Source organism: Streptomyces sp. CB02009 (assembly GCF_001905825.1).
In the GTDB taxonomy this organism is placed as follows: Bacteria; Actinomycetota; Actinomycetes; order Streptomycetales; family Streptomycetaceae; genus Streptomyces.
Genome location: NZ_LIVV01000011.1, coordinates 220,130 through 238,586, shown reverse-complemented (window position 1 = coordinate 238,586; position 18,457 = coordinate 220,130). Strand labels below are relative to the sequence as shown.

Below are 18,457 nucleotides of genomic sequence, written 5' to 3'. Positions count from 1 at the left end.
CGGCCGCGTTCGCCCCGCCTCAGGGCGTCCCGGCGGTCACGCGCCGCTCAGGGCGTGCCGGGGGTCACGCGCCGCTCAGGGCGTTCCGGGGGCCACGGCCCTCGCCCCCCTCCGGCGTCGGTCAGGAGGCGCCCGGGGTCACGAGCCCCGACTCGTACGCGAAGACCACCGCCTGCGCCCGGTCGCGCAGGTCCAGCTTGGCGAGGACCCGGCCGATGTGGGTCTTCACCGTCTGCTCGGCGAGGACGAGGTGGTCCGCGATCTCCTGGTTGGACAGGCCGCGGGCGATGAGTTCGAGGACCTCGGTCTCGCGCGGGGTGAGCCCGTTCAGCCGCAGCGCCGTGGTGTCCTTGCGCGGCGCCGGACGGGAGGCGGCGAAGTCGGCGATGAGCCGGCGGGTCACGGACGGGGCGAGCAGGGCCTCGCCCGCCGCCACCACCCGTACCGCCGCGATCAGGTCCGCCGGCGGCGCGTCCTTCAGGAGGAAGCCGGACGCGCCGGCGCGCAGCGCCTCGTACACGTAGTCGTCCACGTCGAAGGTGGTCAGCATGAGGACCTTCGGCCGGTGGGTGACCCCGGTCGGCGGGTGGAGGATCTCCCGGGCGGCGGCGAGCCCGTCCAGCTCCGGCATCCGCACGTCCATGAGGACCACGTCCGGGTGCGTCGAGCGGGCCACGTCGACGCCCTGCCGCCCGTCGGGGGCCTCGCCCACGACGTCGATGTCGGGCTGTGCGGCGAGCAGCGCGGCGAATCCGGCCCGCACCATGGCCTGGTCGTCGACGATGATCACGCGGATGGTCACTCGGAGTCCTTGGCGTTCGAGGGCGGGGCCGGCGGCAGGGTCGGCGGCGGGGGCGGAGACACGGCCGGAGGGTCCGGGGTCAGCGGCAGCCGCGCGGCGACCCGGAAGCCGCCGTCCGGCAGCGGCCCGGTGTCGAGCGAGCCGCCCGTCAACCGTACGCGCTCCCGCATGCCGACGAGTCCGTGCCCGGTGCCGGACGCGCCGTGCTCCACCCCGGAACCCGCCTCCGCCGAGGGCCCGTTGACGACGAGGACCGTCAGCCATCCGCCGTCCGCCCGGACCGACACCCGGGTCGACGCGCCCGGTGCGTGCCGCACGACGTTCGCGAGGGCCTCTTGCACGATCCGGTACGCGGACAGGTCCACCGCCTGCGGTACGTCGCCGAGGTCGGCGGCGAGCCGCAGCTCGGCCGGTACCCCGGCCCGTACGGTCGCCTCGACGAGCTGCTGGACCCGGTCGAGGCCCGGCTGCGGGGCCCGTTCGCCCTCGCTGCCGTCGCTGCGCAGCACGGACAGCAGCCGTCGCATCTCGGCCAGCGACTCGCGCGCGCTCGACGCGATCGAGGTGAACTCCTCGCGTGCCGCGTCCGGGAGGTCGGGGATGCGGTACGGGGCCGAGTCGGCCTGCACGGTGATCACCGACATGTGGTGGGCCACCACGTCGTGCAGCTCGCGCGCGATCCTGGCCCGCTCCTCCAGGAGCGTGCGGCGGGACCGCTCGGCCTCGCTGATGGTCTCCTGCTCGACGAGCCGCCGCTGGGCGTCGCCACGCGCGCGTACCGCCGAGGTGAGCAGGAGCAGGACCCCGCTGAGGACGACGAGCAGGGTGTGGACGCTGGTGTAGCCGGCGGGCCGGAAGACCTCCAGGACGTACCCGGCGACGCCGGTCGCCAGCCACACCCCGAACAGCGCGCGGCGGGACTCGCGCAGTCCGAGCGCGATCATCAGCGCGCAGTAGCCGACGACGGCCGGCGGGGTCCAGGGCCAGAGTTCGGCGCGCGGTCCGTCGGCGGCGAGGAGCACGACCGCGCCGAGCACGTCGGCGGCGAAGATGATCCACCAGGCCTGCAGCGGACGGGCGACGGCGAGCAGCAGCGGCGCGGTCTGGGCGGTGCCGAGGGCCCCGGCGAGCGCGCCGTTGACGCCGTAGTCCCCGGCGAGGAGGTGCACCGTGGTGGGGAGCAGCGAGGCGACGAACGCGAGGGCGACGGCGTACGGCAGCAGGCGCACCCACCGCGAGGAGGCGTCGGCGAGGAGCGGCGCCCCCGGGGTGGTGGGCGTGGTGAGCGCGGTCCCGAGCCCCTGGAACATCTCGCGTGTCCGGGTGCTGAGCTGCCGCAGGCTGGGGGTGGGCGGCTCGTGCCGCGGTTCGGTAGCCATGACCCGCTCAGGGTAGGCAGGGGGCCCGGCCCCCGACGTCATACCGGGGACCGGGCTCTGCCCTGATACCGGGGTATGACGCCGGGGCCCGCGGGCTCTGTGGGGCGGGCTCCGTGGGGCCCGTGGTGCGTCCCATGGATCCGGGCCCGGCAGCGGTTCCGGGCCTGCCCCCCTACAACTCCGCGAGGAGTTCCGCCTTCTTCGCCGAGAACTCCTCGTCCGTCACCAGTCCCGCCTGATGCAGTTCACCCAGGTGCCGAATCCTTTCAGCGACGGCCCCGGGAGCGGCGGCCGTACGGGCCGGGACGCGGTCCGAGGTCCGGATCGCCGCGAGGACCGCCGCCGCGAAGGGGAGGGACAGGTGCACCGGCCCGTATCCGAGGCCGAACACGACGGAGGCGGGGTCGCGGTCCGGCTGGGGCGCGCGCGGTTCGCCGCCCCGGGGAACCAGCCGCAGATGCCCGTCCAGGACGTCCGGCGAGCGCCACTCGACCCCGCAGAGGTCCCGTACGTGGAAGAACTGGTCACCCGCCTTCCACTTCTCGGAGGACGCCCCGGTCCAGGACCAGCGGAACGAGACCTCCGACTGCCCGTCGAAGCTCGCCTTCCCGTCGTACGCCTTGAAGGACTGCGGTCCCTGCGGCGGCGCCACGAGGAAGCGGTCGGCGGGCGTCACCTCGCCCCCGTCCGAGGGGTCGTCGGAGTACGCCGCCCCCGTCCCGGGCCCGACCGCGCCCCGCAGCTCGTCCCGGTAGTACTCGGCGAGCGTCTCCCGGTCCGCCGGCAGCACCAGGCGGTACGGGTCGCAGTTCTCCGAGAGCTGCCCCGCGGCCGCCTCCATCAGCGGATCGGCGCCCGGTCTCGGCACGGCGTGCAGCACGACGGTGCCCCGCTTGCCGGGCGAGAGCGTCACGGACGCCAGCGCCTCGTGCGGTACACGTCGTTCGCGCAGCACACCGAAGAGTCTCGGCGCACGGTTCCCCCGGTCGAAGCGGATGACGAGGGCGTCACTCTCGAACTCCCAGGTGGCATGAATTCCGGCCAGCACATCACCCATACGCCTCATCGTAAGCGGCGCGTGCCCGTGCGTCGCCCCCGTGAAAGGTCCCGAAATTATGTGATCTACGCGCGTCAGCGCCCTTCCGTACCGGATATTCCCCCGTGGCAAGCGCTGTCGGCACGTGCGCAGACCAGCTCCCGGTAGGAGCCGACGCCTATCGCGGCGAAGTTGCCGAGGCTCTCGGTGCCCGGCTCGAAATAGCCGCTGTGGCCGACGGCGCCGCGTGCCGAGAGCAGCCGGGCGCCGAACTCCGGGGCCACCGGATCGGCTCCGTGCCCGACCCCGCCCACCTCCAGGTGCGGCACGTCCGCGATCCAGTCGTCGGCGTCCCGCATCGCCCACACGCGCGCGTGGGTGCGGAGTTCCGTCGCCCGCTCCACCCGCATCCCGGGGCTGCCGGCCACGGCCACGTCCGTCACCCGGGCGGGCAGCCGGGGCGCGGCGACACCGCAGAGCACGGAGCCGTAGCTGTGGCAGAACAGCGCCACGCGCGCGTCGCCGGGCAGTGCCTCGGTCAGCCGGACGAGCCGGGCGGCGCCTCCCTCGGCGAGGCGGCCGGTCATGGCGTCGACGCCGACCCCGGCGGGCGCGGTGTAGTCGGCCCAGGCGATCACGGCGACCCGGGCGCCGGGGGAGGCCCGCCGCTCGGCGCGGTAGAGGGATTCGGCCATGCCGGCGGGAGCCGCGTACCGGCCGTGGGTCTTCTGGAAGGTGAGGAGGTTGGTGTCGACGCCGGGCACGATCACCGAGACGCGTCGGGCCCGCGCCAGGTCCCCGAGGACCTCGGCGGTCCGCCCCGTGCCGGTCGGGTCGAAGGCGAGGATCTGCCGGCCGGGCCGCAGCAGCGAGACGAAGCGGTCGAGGCGGCGCTGCGCCTCGTGCCGTCCGTCGGCGGAGAGCCGGGTGTCGCGGACCCTGTCCCGTTCGGCGGTGAGCGCGCGGCCCAGGGTGATGCGGTTGGCGCGGTAGCGCAGGGCGACCGGGGCGCCGTCGAGATTGCCGACGACGAGCGGGTGCCGTTCGGCGAGCCCGGCCGCGCGCGCGTGGCCGAGGCGGGCGAAGAACGCGGATATGCCCCCGGCGGGGGTGTCCGGTCCGGGGAGGGGGCGGTGGTCGATCCGGTCGCGCGCCCAGGCGGCGAGCGCGGCCTCGCGGGACGGACCGGGCACCGGACGGTGCTTGATCGTCGTCCAGCCCGTGGTCGTGAGCAGCACGAACACGACGGCGAGCGCGAGCAGGGTGCGCAGGACGACGAGCGTGGGGGAGTCGGCTTCGACGGGGGTCACGGGCGGCCACCCTACGGGGCGCCGGTGAACGACCCGACCGATCGTGACCTACGCCCCGTCGCGCCAGCGGGGTGCGAGGGCGGGCGCGAGGTGGTCCAAGTACCGCTCGGTCAAGGCACGGATGGCCTCCAGGCTCTGGTCCGTGCCCCGGCCCCACATCTGCCCTGTCACACGCATCACACCGCTGAAGGCCGCCACCGCGATCCGCGGGCGCGGGTCCGCGTCGACGTCGAGGCTCTCCCGCTCGGCGATGATCCCGGCGAGGGTCTCCTCCATCTCCATGGACCGGCGCAGATGGACGGCGAGCAGCGCGGGCGTCGACTCGATCATCTGGAAGGTGCGGAGGTACAGCTCCAGCGGCACGACCTCGGTGATGGCGTCGCCGATGGTGTCCCAGCCGGAGAGCACGGCGTTGCGCAGCGCGTCGAAGGGCCCCTCGTCGGCGGGCCGGCGCCGGAGGGCCTCGACGAAACGCTCCTCCACCATCTGCTGGACGGCGAAGGCGACCTCCTCCTTGGAGGAGAAGTAGCGGAAGAAGGTGCGCTGGGAGACCTCGACGGTGTCGACGATCTCGTCGACGGTCGTCCGCTCGTAGCCGTGCGCGGTGAAGAGCTCGAGGGCCACCTTGATCAGCGCCTCGCGCGTACGTTGCTTCTTCCGCTCGCGCAGACCGGGCAAGGTCACGTCAGGATCCTCTTTTCACGCATTTCGTCCAGCTCAGCGTACCTGTGAGCTACGTGACAGTTACCGGCGCGTGAATCGCTTTGTCAATTGTCAGTGACTGTCACTAGCCTCGTTTCCATGACTAGTCAGATCACCGTGGAAAAGGCCCCGCAGGGTCAGGGGGACGCCCGGGAACCCGCACCGGCCCCGGCGAAGGGACTGCGTGGCCATCCGTGGTTGACGCTGTTCGGAGTCGCGGTCGGCGTGATGATGGTCGCGCTCGACGGCACGATCGTCGCCATCGCCAACCCCGCCATCAAGACCGACCTCGGCGCCTCGCTCGCCCAGGTCCAGTGGATCACCAACGGCTACCTGCTCGCGCTGGCCGTCGCCCTGATCACCGCCGGCAAGCTCGGTGACCGCTTCGGCCACCGGCAGACCTTCCTCATCGGCATCGCCGGCTTCGCCCTCGCCTCCGGCGCCATCGGCCTCTCCGAGTCCATCGGGGCCGTGATCGCCTTCCGTGTCCTCCAGGGCCTCTTCGGCGCCCTGCTCATGCCGGCCGCGCTCGGCCTGCTGCGCGCCACCTTCCCCGCCGAGAAGCTGAACATGGCCATCGGCATCTGGGGCATGGTCATCGGCGCGTCCACCGCGGGCGGCCCGATCGTCGGCGGCCTGCTCGTCGAGCACGTCAGCTGGCAGTCCGTCTTCTTCATCAACGTGCCGGTCGGCATCGTCGCGCTCGTCCTCGGCCTGGTCATCCTCAAGGACCACCGCGCGGAGAACGCGCCGCGCTCCTTCGACGTCCTCGGCATCCTGCTGCTCTCCGGCGCCATGGCCTCCCTCGTCTGGAGCCTCATCAAGGCCGGTGAGTCCTGGGGCTGGTCGAGCGGCAAGACCTGGGGCGGCCTGCTCGGCGCGGTGCTGCTCTTCGCGGTCTTCGCCTTCTGGGAGACCAAGGTCAAGGAGCCGCTCATCCCGCTGGCCATGTTCCGCTCCGTGCCGCTCTCGGCCGGTGTGGTGCTGATGGTCCTGATGGCCTTCGCCTTCATGGGCGGCCTGTTCTTCGTGACCTTCTACCTCCAGGGCGTGAAGGGGCTCAGCCCGGTCGACAGCGGTCTGCACCTGCTGCCGCTGACCGCGATGATGATCGTCTCCTCGCCCCTCGCGGGCGCGCTGATCACCAAGTTCGGCCCGCGGGTGCCGCTGGTCGGCGGCATGGTCTGCACGGCCGTCGCGATGTTCGGCATGATCACGCTCTCCGCCGGCACCGGCACCTTCGTCATGTCCCTCTGGTTCGCCCTGCTCGGCCTCGGGCTCGCCCCGGTCATGGTCGGCGCCACCGAGGTCATCGTCGGCAACGCGCCCCTGGAGCTCTCCGGCGTGGCCGGCGGTCTCCAGCAGGCCGCCATGCAGGTCGGCGGCGCGCTCGGTACGGCGGTGCTCGGCGCCGTCATGTCCTCCAAGGTCGCCGGCGCCTTCGAGGGCAACTGGAAGGACGCGGGCATCCCGGCCCCGGTCAACCCGCAGCTGGAGCAGGCCGCCGAGTTCGGCATGGCCCCGCCGGAGCTGGCCCAGGCGCCGGGGATGACCCCCGACGTCCTCCAGAAGATCACCGGCGTCATCCACGACACCTTCCTCGACGGCATGGGCCTGGCCTTCACCGTCGCCGGTGTCGTCGCCGTCGTCGCGGCCCTCGTCGCCACGCTCACCAAGCGCGGCGAGAACGCGGAGGCGGGCGCCGGCGTCGGCCACATCTGACGTCCGGTCCGTGTCCCGAGGGTCTCCGCGGTCCGGCGCCCCGCGGGGTCTCCGTGGTCCGGCGTCGCTCGGGGCTCTCTGAGGGGCCGTCACCCGTTCGCGTGAACGGGGGCGGCCCCTCTTCCGTCTCAGGGTGACCTCCGCCATGCTTTTGACTACGGAGAGTGACTGAACGGGGGTTCATCAGCATGTACGTGTATACGAAGACCGCACTGCTCGTCGCGGCCGTCCTGACCGTCTGCCTCGCGGTCCCGGCGGCGGCCGCACCGTCCGGGACCGCTCTGGGGGCCTGCGGGCCGGGGCGGCTCTGCCTCTGGTCCAAGCCCGACTTCAAGGGCAGGGCGCAAAGCCACGAGCTGGCGACGACCGACATCGACAGCTGCGTCGCGCTGCCGCCGGGCACCTCGGCCCAGTCCCTCGCCAACCGCACGGGACGGCCGGTCACCACGTACCAGTCCGCCGAGTGCGCGGAGGCGGGGGAGTTCGAGACCTACCCGGGGCGCGGGACCTGGGTGCCGCAGACGCCCTACGAGGTCAGAGCGTTCAAGCTGTGGGAGCGGTAGGCGCGGGGACGTCCCGGGGCTCCGGCCCCGGAGCCCCGGCTGATACGGCCCCGGCCGGTGCCGACAGCTTCGCGACCTCCGCGCGCAGTTCGCGGACCTCCCGGGTCAGTGCTTCCAGGAGTTCGGTCTGGCGGCGCTCCACCGCGTCGTCGCGGTCGAAGCGGGAGATGAACCAGGCCGCGATGTTGGCGGTGACGACACCGAGCAGGGCGATGCCCGAGAGCATCAGGCCCACCGCGAGGACGCGGCCGAGACCCGTGGTGGGGGCGTGGTCGCCGTAGCCGACCGTGGTCATCGTGGTGAACGACCACCAGACCGCGTCCCCGAGCGTCTTGATGTTGCCGTCGGGCGCGTCCCGCTCGACGTGCAGCACGGCCAGCGAGCCGAACATCATCAGCCCGACGACCGCGCCCGCCACATAGGTGGTGAGCGTTATCTGAGGGGCCATCCGGGCCCGCCGGCCCACGAGGAGGAGGGTGGAGACCACCCGCAGCAGCCGCAGCGGCTGCACCATCGGCAGCAGGACCGCGAGCAGATCGAGGGGATGGGAGCGGACGAAGGCCCAGCGGGCCGGGGCCAGTGCCAGCCGGACCAGGTAGTCGAGGGCGAAGGCCGCCCGGACCGCCCACTCGACATGGGTGCACAGCCGGTGCACCCAGGGTGCGGCGCCGGGAGCCACGATCGGCACGGCGTAGGCGACGCCGAACGCCACGGCCAGCACGAGCAGCGGAGCCTGTGTGCGTTCTTCCCAGCGATCCCTCATGCGGGGAATCGTAGAGAACGCCGAAGGGCGGCGAGACCGAGGTCCCACCGCCCCTCACCAGGTGCGCTGTGCTACCCGAGGGCTGTCCGATCAGGCGTCGCCGCCCGCAGGGCCCGGGTCGGCGGCCGCCACGTCGAGCAGCTGGTAGCGGTCCACCGCCTGCTTCAGGGCGGAGCGCTCGATCTTGCCCTCACGGGCCAGCTCGGTCAGCACGGCCAGCACGATCGACGGGGCGTCGATGTGGAAGTAGCGGCGGGCCGCGCCCCGCGTGTCCGCGAAGCCGAAGCCGTCCGCGCCCAGCGAGCCGTACGTACCCGGCACCCAGCGGGAGATCTGGTCCGGCACCGCCCGCATCCAGTCCGAGACCGCCACGAACGGGCCCTCGGAGCCCTGGAGCTTGCGCGTCACGTACGGGACGCGCTGCTCCTCGTCCGGGTGGAGCAGATTGTGCTCCTCGACGGCCACGGCCTCGCGGCGGAGTTCGGTCCAGGAGGTCGCGGACCAGACGTCGGCCCGGACGTTCCACTCCTCGGCGAGGATCCGCTGCGCCTCGATCGCCCACGGCACGGCGACACCGGAGGCCATGATCTGCGCCGGGATGGTGCCCGCCTCGGCCGGCTTGAAGCGGTGGATGCCCTGGAGGATGCCCTCGACGTCCACGTCCGCCGGCTCGGCCGGGTGCTGGATCGGCTCGTTGTAGACGGTCAGGTAGTAGAAGACGTCTTCGGCCTCGGAGCCGTACATGCGGCGCAGACCGTCCTTGACGATGTGCGCGATCTCGAAGCCGTACGCCGGGTCGTAGGCGATGCAGGCCGGGTTGGTCGAGGCCAGCAGGTGGGAGTGGCCGTCCGCGTGCTGGAGGCCCTCGCCGGTCAGGGTCGTCCGGCCGGCGGTGGCGCCGAGCACGAAGCCGCGGGCCAGCTGGTCGGCCATCTGCCAGAACTGGTCGCCGGTCCGCTGGAAACCGAACATCGAGTAGAAGACGTACACCGGGATCAGCGGCTCGCCGTGCGTGGCGTACGCCGAACCGGCGGCGATCAGCGAGGCCGTGCAGCCGGCCTCGGAGATGCCGTCGTGCAGCATCTGGCCGGTCGGCGACTCCTTGTACGCGAGGAGGAGTTCACGGTCCACCGCCTCGTACTGCTGGCCCAGCGGGTTGTAGATCTTGGCGCTCGGGAAGAACGCGTCCATGCCGAAGGTGCGGTACTCGTCGGGGGCGATCAGCACGAAGCGCTTGCCGATCTCCTTGTCCCGCATGAGGTCCTTCAGGATGCGGACGAAGGCCATCGTGGTGGCGATCGACTGCTGCCCGGAGCCCTTCTTGGCGGCGGCGTAGGTCTTGTCGTCGGGGAGGGCCAGCGGCTTCGCCCGCACGACCCGGGTGGGGACGTACCCGCCCAGCGCCTTGCGGCGGTCGTGCATGTACTGGATCTCCTCGGAGTCCCGGCCCGGGTGGTAGTACGGCGGCAGGCCGTCCTCCAACTGCCGGTCGGTCACCGGGATGTGCAGCCGGTCGCGGAAGCGCTTCAGGTCGTCGACCGTCAGCTTCTTCATCTGGTGGGTCGCGTTGCGGCCCTCGAAGTTCGGGCCCAGCGTCCAGCCCTTGACGGTCTGGGCGAGGATCACCGTCGGCTGGCCGGCGTGCGCCTTCGCCGCCGCGTAGGCCGCGTAGATCTTCTTGTGGTCGTGGCCGCCGCGGCCCAGGTGCAGCACCTGCTGGTCGCTCATGCCCTCGACCATCGCCCGCAGCCGGTGGTCGTCGCCGAAGAAGTGGTCGCGGATGTAGCCGCCGGTCTCCGTGGCGTACGTCTGGAACTGGCCGTCCGGGGTGGTGTTCAGCTTGTTCACCAGGATGCCGTCGCGGTCCTGCGCGAGCAGCGGGTCCCAGGAGCGGTCCCAGATCAGCTTGATGACGTTCCAGCCGTTGCCCCGGAAGATCGACTCCAGTTCCTGGATGATCTTGCCGTTGCCGCGCACCGGGCCGTCGAGGCGCTGGAGGTTGCAGTTCACGACGAAGGTGAGGTTGTCCAGGCCCTCACGGGCGGCGATGGACAGCTGGCCGAGCGACTCGACCTCGTCCATCTCGCCGTCGCCGAGGAACGCCCAGACGTGCGACTTCGAGGTGTCGGCGATGCCGCGCGCCTCCATGTACCGGTTCATCCGGGCCTGGTAGATCGCGCCGAGCGGGCCGAGGCCCATCGACACCGTGGGGAACTCCCAGAAGTCCGGCATCAGCCGGGGGTGCGGGTACGAGGAGAGCCCGTTCGGGAACTTCGACTTCTCCTGGCGGAAGCCGTCGAGCTGCGTGTCGTTCAGCCGGTCCAGGAGGTAGGCGCGGGCGTAGATGCCGGGCGACGCGTGCCCCTGGAAGAAGATCTGGTCACCGCCGTCGCCCTCGTCCTTGCCGCGGAAGAAGTGGTTGAAGCCGACGTCGTACAGCGAGGCGGAGGAGGCGAAGGTCGCGATGTGGCCGCCGACGCCGATCCCCGGACGCTGGGCGCGCGAGACCATGACGGCCGCGTTCCACCGGGTGGCGTTGAGGACCTTGCGCTCGATCTCCTCGTTGCCGGGGAAGAAGGGCTCGTCCCTGGTGGCGATCGTGTTGACGTAGTCCGAGCTGCGCATCTCGGGCACGGCCACGCGCTTCTCGCGGGCCCGCTCGATCAGCCGGAGCATGAGGTAGCGGGCCCGTTCACGGCCCCGCTCGTCCACGGCCGCGTCGAGGGAGTCGAGCCATTCCTGGGTCTCTTCCGGGTCGAAATCCGGGACCTGGCTGGGAAGGCCGCCAATGATGATCGGGTTGCGATCGGATCCGGGAGCCACGCTCTTCCTTCGCTGTTCGGTGGTGCCCACGGGGCCACGAAGTGGTCGGGATGTCCATCGTGTACCCCGTGTGCGCCAGACGTCACATTTACCGAGGGGTAACCCCCAGCGGTGTCCTCCACGTGTCTGGGTGCGGTCAAATCGCAACCTTACGCTCAACCCGCGCATGCGTTTCGTCCGGGCGTTCGGCAGACTGAAACCTCAGAAGTCCTCAAACCGGCACGAATCATGTGTGCCTGATCACGGAGCGGGGTCCGAGCAGCGCCGGAAGTTGCGGCGAGACGGCCCCAAACGTCACCGTTTCGGCGGTCTCCGCGGCCGGGTACTTGCGCGATCCACCCCGGCACGTGTGGACTACGGCCAGCGCCGCGCGCATACGCGCGGCCCAAGCATTTACCGAATGAGCAGGAGGCAAGCCGTGAGCGCGACCGCGGACCACGCGGAGGAGCGGACCAACCCGGCCGGAAGGCTGGGGTTCGAGCCCGGACAGGTGGTCCAGGAGATCGGCTACGACGACGACGTCGACCAGGATCTCCGTGAAGGCATCGAGTCCATCATCGGGGCCGAGCTCGTGGACGAGGATTACGACGACGTCGCTGACGCCGTCGTGCTCTGGTTCCGCGACGAGGACGGCGATCTCACCGACGCCCTGGTGGACGCCATCGGTCTTCTGGAGGACGGCGGCACCATCTGGCTGCTGACGCCCAAGACCGGACGTGACGGCTACATCGAGCCGTCCGACATCAACGATGCCGCGCAGACAGCTGGTCTCTCCCAGACCAAGAGCATCAGCGTCGCCAAGGACTGGACGGGCACCCGCCTGACCGCCCCCAAGCGCTGATCACCAACGCTGCGAGAAGCCCCCGCCGGTCCGCCGGCGGGGGCTTTCGTGCGCGCGGGCCCGCCGGTCCGCCGGGCCTCGCGGAGGCGCGCGGGGACAGGCCGTAGGGTGGGGTTCACCGATTCGGCCCAAGGTCAGGGCCCCGCCGAAGGGATGCGTACGCGATGGCGATCGAGGTCGGCACCGAGGCCCCGGATTTCGCGCTCAAGGACAACCACGGGCGCGTCGTCCGGCTCTCCGGCTTCCGCGGCGAGAAGAACGTGGTCCTGCTCTTCTACCCCTTCGCCTTCACGAGCGTCTGCGCGGGCGAGCTCGGCGAGCTGCGCGACAACCTCCCGGCGTTCGTCAACGACGACACCCAGCTCCTCGCCGTCTCCACCGACTCCATCCACACCCTGCGCGTCTTCGCCGAGCAGGAGTCCCTGGAGTACCCGCTGCTCTCCGACTTCTGGAAGCACGGCGAGGCCTCCCGTGCCTACGGTGTGTTCGACGAGGAGAAGGGCTGCGCCGTGCGCGGCACCTTCATCATCGACAAGGAGGGTGTCGTCCGCTGGACCGTCGTGAACGCCCTGCCGGACGCACGCGACCTCGGCGAGTACCTCGAGGCCCTCAAGACCCTCGAAGCGATCTGACCGCCTCTGGGAGCGCCGCCGGGACCGCCGCCGGAAGCGCCTCCGGGACCCGACACCTGGATTCACCGGGCGAATCGACTGTTTCGAGCGGGAACCCGTCACTAGGATCCACTCGTTGATCCGATGCCAACGCACGACTGGGGGCGCTGCCCCTGGAAACCACATGGAGGGACTCGTGGGAGTCAGCCTCAGCAAGGGCGGCAACGTCTCGCTGACCAAGGAGGCCCCTGGCCTCACCGCCGTGACCGTCGGTCTGGGCTGGGACGTCCGCACCACCACCGGTACGGACTTCGACCTCGACGCCAGCGCCATCCTGGTGAGCCCGGAGGGCAAGGTCCGCAACGACCAGGACTTCGTGTTCTTCAACAACCTGAAGAGCGCCGACGGCTCCGTCGAGCACACCGGTGACAACCTCACCGGCGAGGGCGAGGGTGACGACGAGCAGGTCAAGGTCAGCCTGGCCACGGTGCCGGCCGATGTCGCGAAGATCGTCTTCCCGGTGTCGATCTACGACGCCGAGAACCGCCAGCAGTCCTTCGGCCAGGTGCGCAACGCGTTCATCCGCGTCGTGAACCAGGCCGGCGGCGCCGAGATCGCCCGGTACGACCTCTCCGAGGACGCCTCGACCGAGACCGCCATGGTCTTCGGCGAGCTGTACCGCAACGGCGACGAGTGGAAGTTCCGCGCCGTCGGCCAGGGCTACGCCTCGGGCCTGCGCGGTATCGCGCAGGACTTCGGCGTCAACGTCTGAGCCGAACCGTTCGAACCGTCCGGCGCCGCACCTCCCGTGCGGCGCCGGACGTGCCTCATCACCACCGGGGAGGAAAAGAATCATGGGCGTCACGCTCGCCAAGGGAGGCAACGTCTCCCTCTCCAAGGCCGCACCCAACCTCACCCAGGTCCTCGTCGGGCTCGGCTGGGACGCGCGCTCCACCACCGGAGCCCCCTTCGACCTCGACGCCAGCGCACTGCTGTGCCAGGCCGGCCGGGTGCTCGGGGACGAGTACTTCGTGTTCTACAACCAGCTGCGCAGCCCCGAGGGCTCGGTCGAGCACACCGGTGACAACCTCACCGGCGAGGGCGACGGGGACGACGAGTCCCTGATCGTGGACCTCTCCAAGGTGCCGGCCCACTGCGACAAGATCGTCTTTCCGGTGTCGATCCACGACGCCGACAACCGGAGCCAGAGTTTCGGTCAGGTCAGCAACGCGTTCATTCGCGTCGTGAACCAGATGGACGGCCAGGAACTCGCCCGTTACGACCTCTCCGAGGACGCCTCCACCGAGACCGCGATGATCTTCGGCGAGCTCTACCGCTACAACGGCGAATGGAAGTTCCGCGCGGTCGGTCAGGGGTACGCGTCGGGGCTGCGGGGCATCGCTCTAGACTTCGGGGTCAACGTTTCGTAAAGCCGTGTAATTCACCTGGGGCAAACAGTGGTTCTGAAAACCTTCGGCTGGTCGTTCGCCATCACGGCGCTCGGCCTGGTCGCAGCGGTGCTCTACGGGGGGTGGGAGGCGTTCGGGATCGTCGCGATCCTGTGTGTCCTCGAGATCTCGCTGTCCTTCGACAATGCAGTGGTCAACGCCGGAATCCTGAAGAAGATGAATGCCTTCTGGCAGAAGATCTTCCTCACCGTCGGCGTGCTCATCGCCGTCTTCGGCATGCGGCTGGTCTTCCCGGTCGTGATCGTGGCCATCAGTGCCAAGATCGGCCCCATCGAGGCCGTCGATCTCGCGCTCAACGACGCCGAGCGCTACGAGCAGCTCGTCACCGACGCCCACCCGTCGATCGCGGCCTTCGGCGGCATGTTCCTGCTGATGATCTTCCTCGACTTCATCTTCGAGGACCGCGACATCAAGTGGCTCGGCTGGCTGGAGCGCCCCCTGGCCAAGCTCGGCAAGATCGACATGCTGTCCGTCTGCATCGCCCTGGTCGTCCTGGCGATCAGCGCCATGACCTTCGCGACCCAGGCCCACCAGCACGGCGGCACGCACATCGACGCGGCGTCGACCGTCCTGCTCTCCGGTGTCTTCGGCCTCATCACGTACCTCGTCGTCGGCGGTCTCTCCGGCTTCTTCGAGAACAAGCTCGAAGAGGAGGAGGAGCGCGAGCACGAGGCCGAGGAAGAGGCCAAGCGCAGCGGCAAGAAGGTCGGCGTCGTCCAGCTGGCCGGCAAGGCCGCCTTCTTCATGTTCCTCTACCTGGAGGTCCTCGACGCCTCCTTCTCCTTCGACGGTGTCATCGGCGCCTTCGCCATCACCAACGACATCGTCCTGATGGCGCTGGGCCTCGGCGTCGGCGCGATGTACGTCCGTTCGCTGACGGTCTACCTGGTCCGCCAGGGCACCCTCGACGACTACGTCTACCTGGAGCACGGCGCGCACTACGCGATCGGCGCGCTGGCCCTGATCCTGATGGTCTCCATCCGCTACCAGATCCCCGAGGTGGTCACCGGTCTCATCGGTGTCGCCCTCATCGCCTGGTCCTTCTGGTCCTCCGTACGGCGCAACAAGGCGCTCGCGGCGGCCGAGGGCGGGTCGGGTCCCGCGGGGAACAAGACCGAGGTGTCGTCCGGGGTGTGACACCCCCGGCAATGAGGAACGCTTCACTGCGGGGCGGTCGGTGCACCCGGCCGCCCCGCAGGCATGTGCGGTGTCGGTGGTCAGCGGTGCCGGCGGACAGTGGGGCCGGCGATCAGTGGGGGGTGAAGGCGGCATGGCCTTCTGGGACAACCTTTTTCCGGGCAGGACGGCGTCGCAGTTCGACTCGGGCAGCGCCGCGTCGAACACGATCGACCTGACGAAGCGGCGCCCGTCCGTCTCGCTCACCAAGCAGGGGGCCGCCACCGGCAACCTCCGGGTGAACCTCTCCTGGCGGATGCGGACCTCCGACCTCGAAGGACGCTCCCGGCAGAGCGGCCGGCTGCTCCGCAACCCGTCCCAGCTCTTCAAGCCCGAGGTCGTGCAGGCGCACACCCAGGGCATGGTCAACGTCGACCTGGACCTGGGCTGCCTCTACGAGCTCGCCGACGGCAGCAAGGGCGTGGTGCAGCCGCTCGGCGGCTTCTTCGGCGACCTGAACGGCGCGCCGTACGTGAAGCTCAGCGGCGACGACCGCTTCGGCGGCTCCTCCGGGGAGACGATCTTCGTCAATCTGGACCACAAGGACGAGATCAAGCGCCTGCTGTTCTTCGTGTACATCTACGACCAGACGCCGGCCTTCGACCGTACCCACGCCAAGATCACGCTCTATCCGAGCAACGGCCCCCGGATCGAGATCGAGCTCGACGAGCGCGCCCCGCAGGCCCGCTCCTGCGCGGTCTTCTCCGTGGAGAACGCCAAGGGGGAGCTGACGGTCCGCCGCGAGGTGCGCTTCGTGTACGGCTTCCAGGCCGAACTGGACCGGCTGTACGGCTGGGGTCTCCAGTGGGGGCGCGGCTACAAGACCAAGGCGTAGCCGTTGCCCGCGTCCCCGGGGACGCCCCTGGGGCCGCTCCTGGGACCCGCCCCAGGCCCGGCCTCGGGACCGGCCTCAGGACCGGACGAACTGGGGACCCATCGGCGGCATGCGGAACTCCGGTGCCGGGTTCTGCTCGGGGGCGGTCACCGGCTGCGGATAGCCGTACGCGGGGGCCGGGCCGGCGGTCGCCGGCTGCTGCTGGGGGTAGCCGTAGGCGGGCGCCCGGTCGGGCATGGGCGGCGGCACGGTGGGCTGCGGGGGCACGGGTACGGGGGTGTGGGCGACCGTCAGGTCGGGATCCGGGTCACCGGCGCGGGAGGCGACGGTGGCCGCCGTGACCTCCTGGGACCCGCCGGGGGAGCCGTGGCCGCCCGGGACCTCGCGGAAGCCGCCCTGGGCCGCCTGGGGGCCGTCCTGGGCGCTCCGGGCGTCAAGGGCCTCCTGCGCCGCGTCCTGCGCCTCCTGTGCGTCCTCGTCGACCGAGATGCCGAAATCGGTGGCGAGGCCGACCAGGCCCGTCGGGTAGCCCTGACCCACGGCGCGGAACTTCCAGCCGTCCCCGCGGCGGTACAGCTCGCCGCAGATGACGGCCGTCTCCTCGCCCGTCTCCGCCGTCACGGAGAACAGGGCCAGCGCCTCGGCGTCGGGTCCCGCCGTCGCGTCGTACAGCAGGATCCGCAGGTCGGAGACGGAGCGGAAGGTGCCGCCGTCGGAGGAGGCCGCGATCACCACCCGGTCGACGGAGGGGTCGAGGCTTCCGAGGTCGGCTTCCACGGTGTCCGTGAGACCCTTGGAGTCACGCTTCTTCGGCAGCCGTCGCACCAGGCCCGAAGGGTGGCGCGGCTGGTTGTAGAAGACGAAGTCCTCGTCGGACCGCACCCGGCCGGAGGGCCCCAGGAGCAGGGCCGAGGCATCCACGTCGGGGACCCCGGAGCCCGGGGTCCAGCGGAGCACGGCCCGTACGGCCGCGGTGTCGAGAGGGACGTTGGAGCCCTTCAGCATCGCGTGCGTCATGACCGTAATCCTGCCCTCCCGACGGACCCGCGGACAACGCGGGGGCGTCACCTGTCGCGGGGCGGCGCGACGGACGCCGATGAGTTACCTGGATTTCATGCTCGAAGGGAACTGCGGACACCCGCACCTACGTACTATTACCGGCCACATGTCGTCAGGTTCCAGAGAGGTAGACGGGGGACTTATATGCGTCATTTCGGGCACATCCCGTCCGCGGCGCGGGCTGGTCTCTTCCTTCGGGAACCGGCCGCGTTCACGGCAGATTCGCCCGCGCGCACGCTCGCCGTGGCCCTGGGAGCCACGCTCTACAGCCCGGCCACCCGGCCCCGGCTCGCCGACGACGTGCGCAAGCAGGCGGCCCGTGGAGTGGTCTCCATGGTGCTCTGCCTGGAGGATTCCATCAGTGACGCCGATGTCGAGGCGGGCGAGGACAACCTCGTACGCCAGTTCGCCGACCTCGCCGACCTCGCCGATCATGCCGCAGGAACCGTGACGGACGCCGACCCCGCCACGGATCCCGCCGCGGATCTGCCCCTGCTCTTCATCCGGGTCCGCGATCCCCGGCAGATCACCGAGCTCGTCGCCCGGCTTGGAGAAACGGTCCGCCTACTGTCCGGATTCGTACTGCCCAAGTTCACCGAGGCACGCGGCCAAGCGTTCCTCGAAGCGCTCGCCCTGGCCGAGCGGACGAGCGGACGGCGGCTTTTCGCCATGCCCGTCCTGGAGTCCCCCGAGCTCCTCCACCTGGAGACCCGGGCCGAGACCCTGGCGGGCATCGCCTCGATCACCGACAAGTACCGCGACCGGGTCCTCGCCCTGCGCCTCGGCGTCACCGACTTCTGCTCCGCCTACGGGCTCCGCCGCTCGCCCGACATGACCGCCTACGACGTCAAGATCGTCGCGAACGTCATCGCCGACGTCGTCAACGTCCTCGGCCGCTCCGACGGCACCGGCTTCACCGTCACCGGACCCGTCTGGGAGTACTTCCGGCCCGGCGAGCGCATGTTCAAGCCCCAGCTGCGCCGCAGCCCCTTCCTCGAAGGCCGCGCCGAGGACCTGCGCACCGCCCTCATCGAACACGACCTCGACGGCCTGCTGCGCGAGATCGAACTCGACCGCGCCAACGGCCTGCTCGGCAAGACCTGCATCCACCCCACCCATGTGGTGCCGGTGCACGCGCTCTCCGTGGTCAGCCACGAGGAGTGGAGCGACGCCCAGGACATCCTGCGGCCCGAACAGGGCGGCGGCGGAGTCCTCCGCTCCGCCTACACGAACAAGATGAACGAAGTGAAGCCGCATCGCGCGTGGGCCGAACGCACCCTCCTGCGCGCCGAGCTCTTCGGCGTCGCCAAGGAGGACGTCGGCTTCGTGGATCTGCTCACCGCCGGACTGGCCGGCTGACGAAGGG

16 protein-coding genes and 1 pseudogene are annotated in these 18,457 nt (G+C 70.7%); 9 read left to right on the top strand and 8 right to left on the bottom strand.

Going from position 1 to position 18,457, the window contains the following annotated elements; genetic code table 11:
• Window positions 1-121: 121 nt before the first annotated feature.
• The 5 genes from AMK27_RS35820 to AMK27_RS35800 form a co-directional block, all read right to left on the bottom strand.
• A complete protein-coding gene (locus AMK27_RS35820) occupies window positions 122-802 on the bottom strand; it encodes a response regulator (RefSeq protein ID WP_073917707.1) in 681 nt (226 codons plus the stop codon).
• Window positions 799-2,181, bottom strand: a complete 1,383-nt coding sequence (locus tag AMK27_RS35815; protein WP_107425750.1) for a sensor histidine kinase — start codon at window positions 2,179-2,181, stop codon at window positions 799-801. The genes AMK27_RS35820 and AMK27_RS35815 overlap by 4 nt, the downstream gene beginning before the upstream one ends.
• A gap of 172 nt (window positions 2,182-2,353) precedes the next feature.
• Entirely contained in the window at window positions 2,354-3,238 is an 885-nt protein-coding gene (locus AMK27_RS35810; RefSeq protein ID WP_073917703.1) for a DUF4429 domain-containing protein, read from the bottom strand.
• Window positions 3,239-3,312: 74 nt separating this feature from the next.
• On the bottom strand, window positions 3,313-4,527 hold the full coding sequence (locus AMK27_RS35805; protein WP_079188697.1) for an alpha/beta hydrolase: 1,215 nt from the start codon (window positions 4,525-4,527) through the stop codon (window positions 3,313-3,315).
• Window positions 4,528-4,575: 48 nt separating this feature from the next.
• Window positions 4,576-5,211, bottom strand: coding sequence for a TetR/AcrR family transcriptional regulator (locus AMK27_RS35800; protein WP_073917701.1), 636 nt, complete (start codon window positions 5,209-5,211; stop codon window positions 4,576-4,578).
• A gap of 117 nt (window positions 5,212-5,328) precedes the next feature.
• Here AMK27_RS35800 and AMK27_RS35795 point away from each other — a divergent pair.
• Together AMK27_RS35795 and AMK27_RS35790 are read left to right on the top strand one after the other, a co-directional pair.
• A pseudogene (locus AMK27_RS35795) lies at window positions 5,329-6,973 on the top strand (MFS transporter); the annotation flags it as partial.
• A gap of 166 nt (window positions 6,974-7,139) precedes the next feature.
• Window positions 7,140-7,514: a peptidase inhibitor family I36 protein gene (locus tag AMK27_RS35790; protein ID WP_073917697.1), complete on the top strand. Its 375-nt coding sequence runs from the start codon at window positions 7,140-7,142 to the stop codon at window positions 7,512-7,514.
• Here the strand turns inward: AMK27_RS35790 and AMK27_RS35785 are convergent.
• Together AMK27_RS35785 and aceE are read right to left on the bottom strand one after the other, a co-directional pair.
• Window positions 7,495-8,277, bottom strand: coding sequence for a potassium channel family protein (locus AMK27_RS35785; protein WP_073917696.1), 783 nt, complete (start codon window positions 8,275-8,277; stop codon window positions 7,495-7,497). The two genes, AMK27_RS35790 and AMK27_RS35785, sit on opposite strands and share 20 nt — an antisense overlap.
• Before the next feature lie 90 nt (window positions 8,278-8,367).
• Window positions 8,368-11,100 (bottom strand): pyruvate dehydrogenase (acetyl-transferring), homodimeric type, encoded by a 2,733-nt coding sequence (aceE, locus tag AMK27_RS35780; RefSeq protein WP_073917695.1) that lies wholly within the window; start codon window positions 11,098-11,100, stop codon window positions 8,368-8,370.
• Between the two features lie 418 nt (window positions 11,101-11,518).
• Between aceE and AMK27_RS35775 the strand changes: the two genes are divergently transcribed.
• The 6 genes from AMK27_RS35775 to AMK27_RS35750 all read left to right on the top strand — a co-directional run bounded on the left by AMK27_RS35775 (window position 11,519) and on the right by AMK27_RS35750 (window position 16,032).
• Window positions 11,519-11,941 (top strand): DUF3052 domain-containing protein, encoded by a 423-nt coding sequence (locus AMK27_RS35775; RefSeq protein WP_073917694.1) that lies wholly within the window; start codon window positions 11,519-11,521, stop codon window positions 11,939-11,941.
• A 164-nt stretch (window positions 11,942-12,105) separates the two neighbouring features.
• Entirely contained in the window at window positions 12,106-12,573 is a 468-nt protein-coding gene (locus AMK27_RS35770) for a peroxiredoxin (RefSeq protein ID WP_073917693.1), read from the top strand.
• Between the two features lie 175 nt (window positions 12,574-12,748).
• A complete protein-coding gene (locus AMK27_RS35765; protein WP_073917948.1) occupies window positions 12,749-13,324 on the top strand; it encodes a TerD family protein in 576 nt (191 codons plus the stop codon).
• 82 nt (window positions 13,325-13,406) lie between these two features.
• On the top strand, window positions 13,407-13,982 hold the full coding sequence (locus AMK27_RS35760) for a TerD family protein (RefSeq protein WP_073917692.1): 576 nt from the start codon (window positions 13,407-13,409) through the stop codon (window positions 13,980-13,982).
• Window positions 13,983-14,009: 27 nt separating this feature from the next.
• Window positions 14,010-15,158 (top strand): DUF475 domain-containing protein, encoded by a 1,149-nt coding sequence (locus AMK27_RS35755; protein WP_073917691.1) that lies wholly within the window; start codon window positions 14,010-14,012, stop codon window positions 15,156-15,158.
• Between the two features lie 133 nt (window positions 15,159-15,291).
• Window positions 15,292-16,032 (top strand): TerD family protein, encoded by a 741-nt coding sequence (locus AMK27_RS35750; protein WP_073917690.1) that lies wholly within the window; start codon window positions 15,292-15,294, stop codon window positions 16,030-16,032.
• A 75-nt stretch (window positions 16,033-16,107) separates the two neighbouring features.
• On the opposite strand, the gene AMK27_RS35745 is transcribed toward AMK27_RS35750, so the two are convergent.
• Window positions 16,108-17,049 (bottom strand): TerD family protein, encoded by a 942-nt coding sequence (locus AMK27_RS35745; RefSeq protein WP_073917689.1) that lies wholly within the window; start codon window positions 17,047-17,049, stop codon window positions 16,108-16,110.
• Window positions 17,050-17,235: 186 nt separating this feature from the next.
• Here AMK27_RS35745 and AMK27_RS35740 point away from each other — a divergent pair, with 186 nt between their 5' ends.
• Window positions 17,236-18,450, top strand: coding sequence for an HpcH/HpaI aldolase/citrate lyase family protein (locus AMK27_RS35740; RefSeq protein ID WP_073917688.1), 1,215 nt, complete (start codon window positions 17,236-17,238; stop codon window positions 18,448-18,450).
• Window positions 18,451-18,457: the final 7 nt, after the last annotated feature.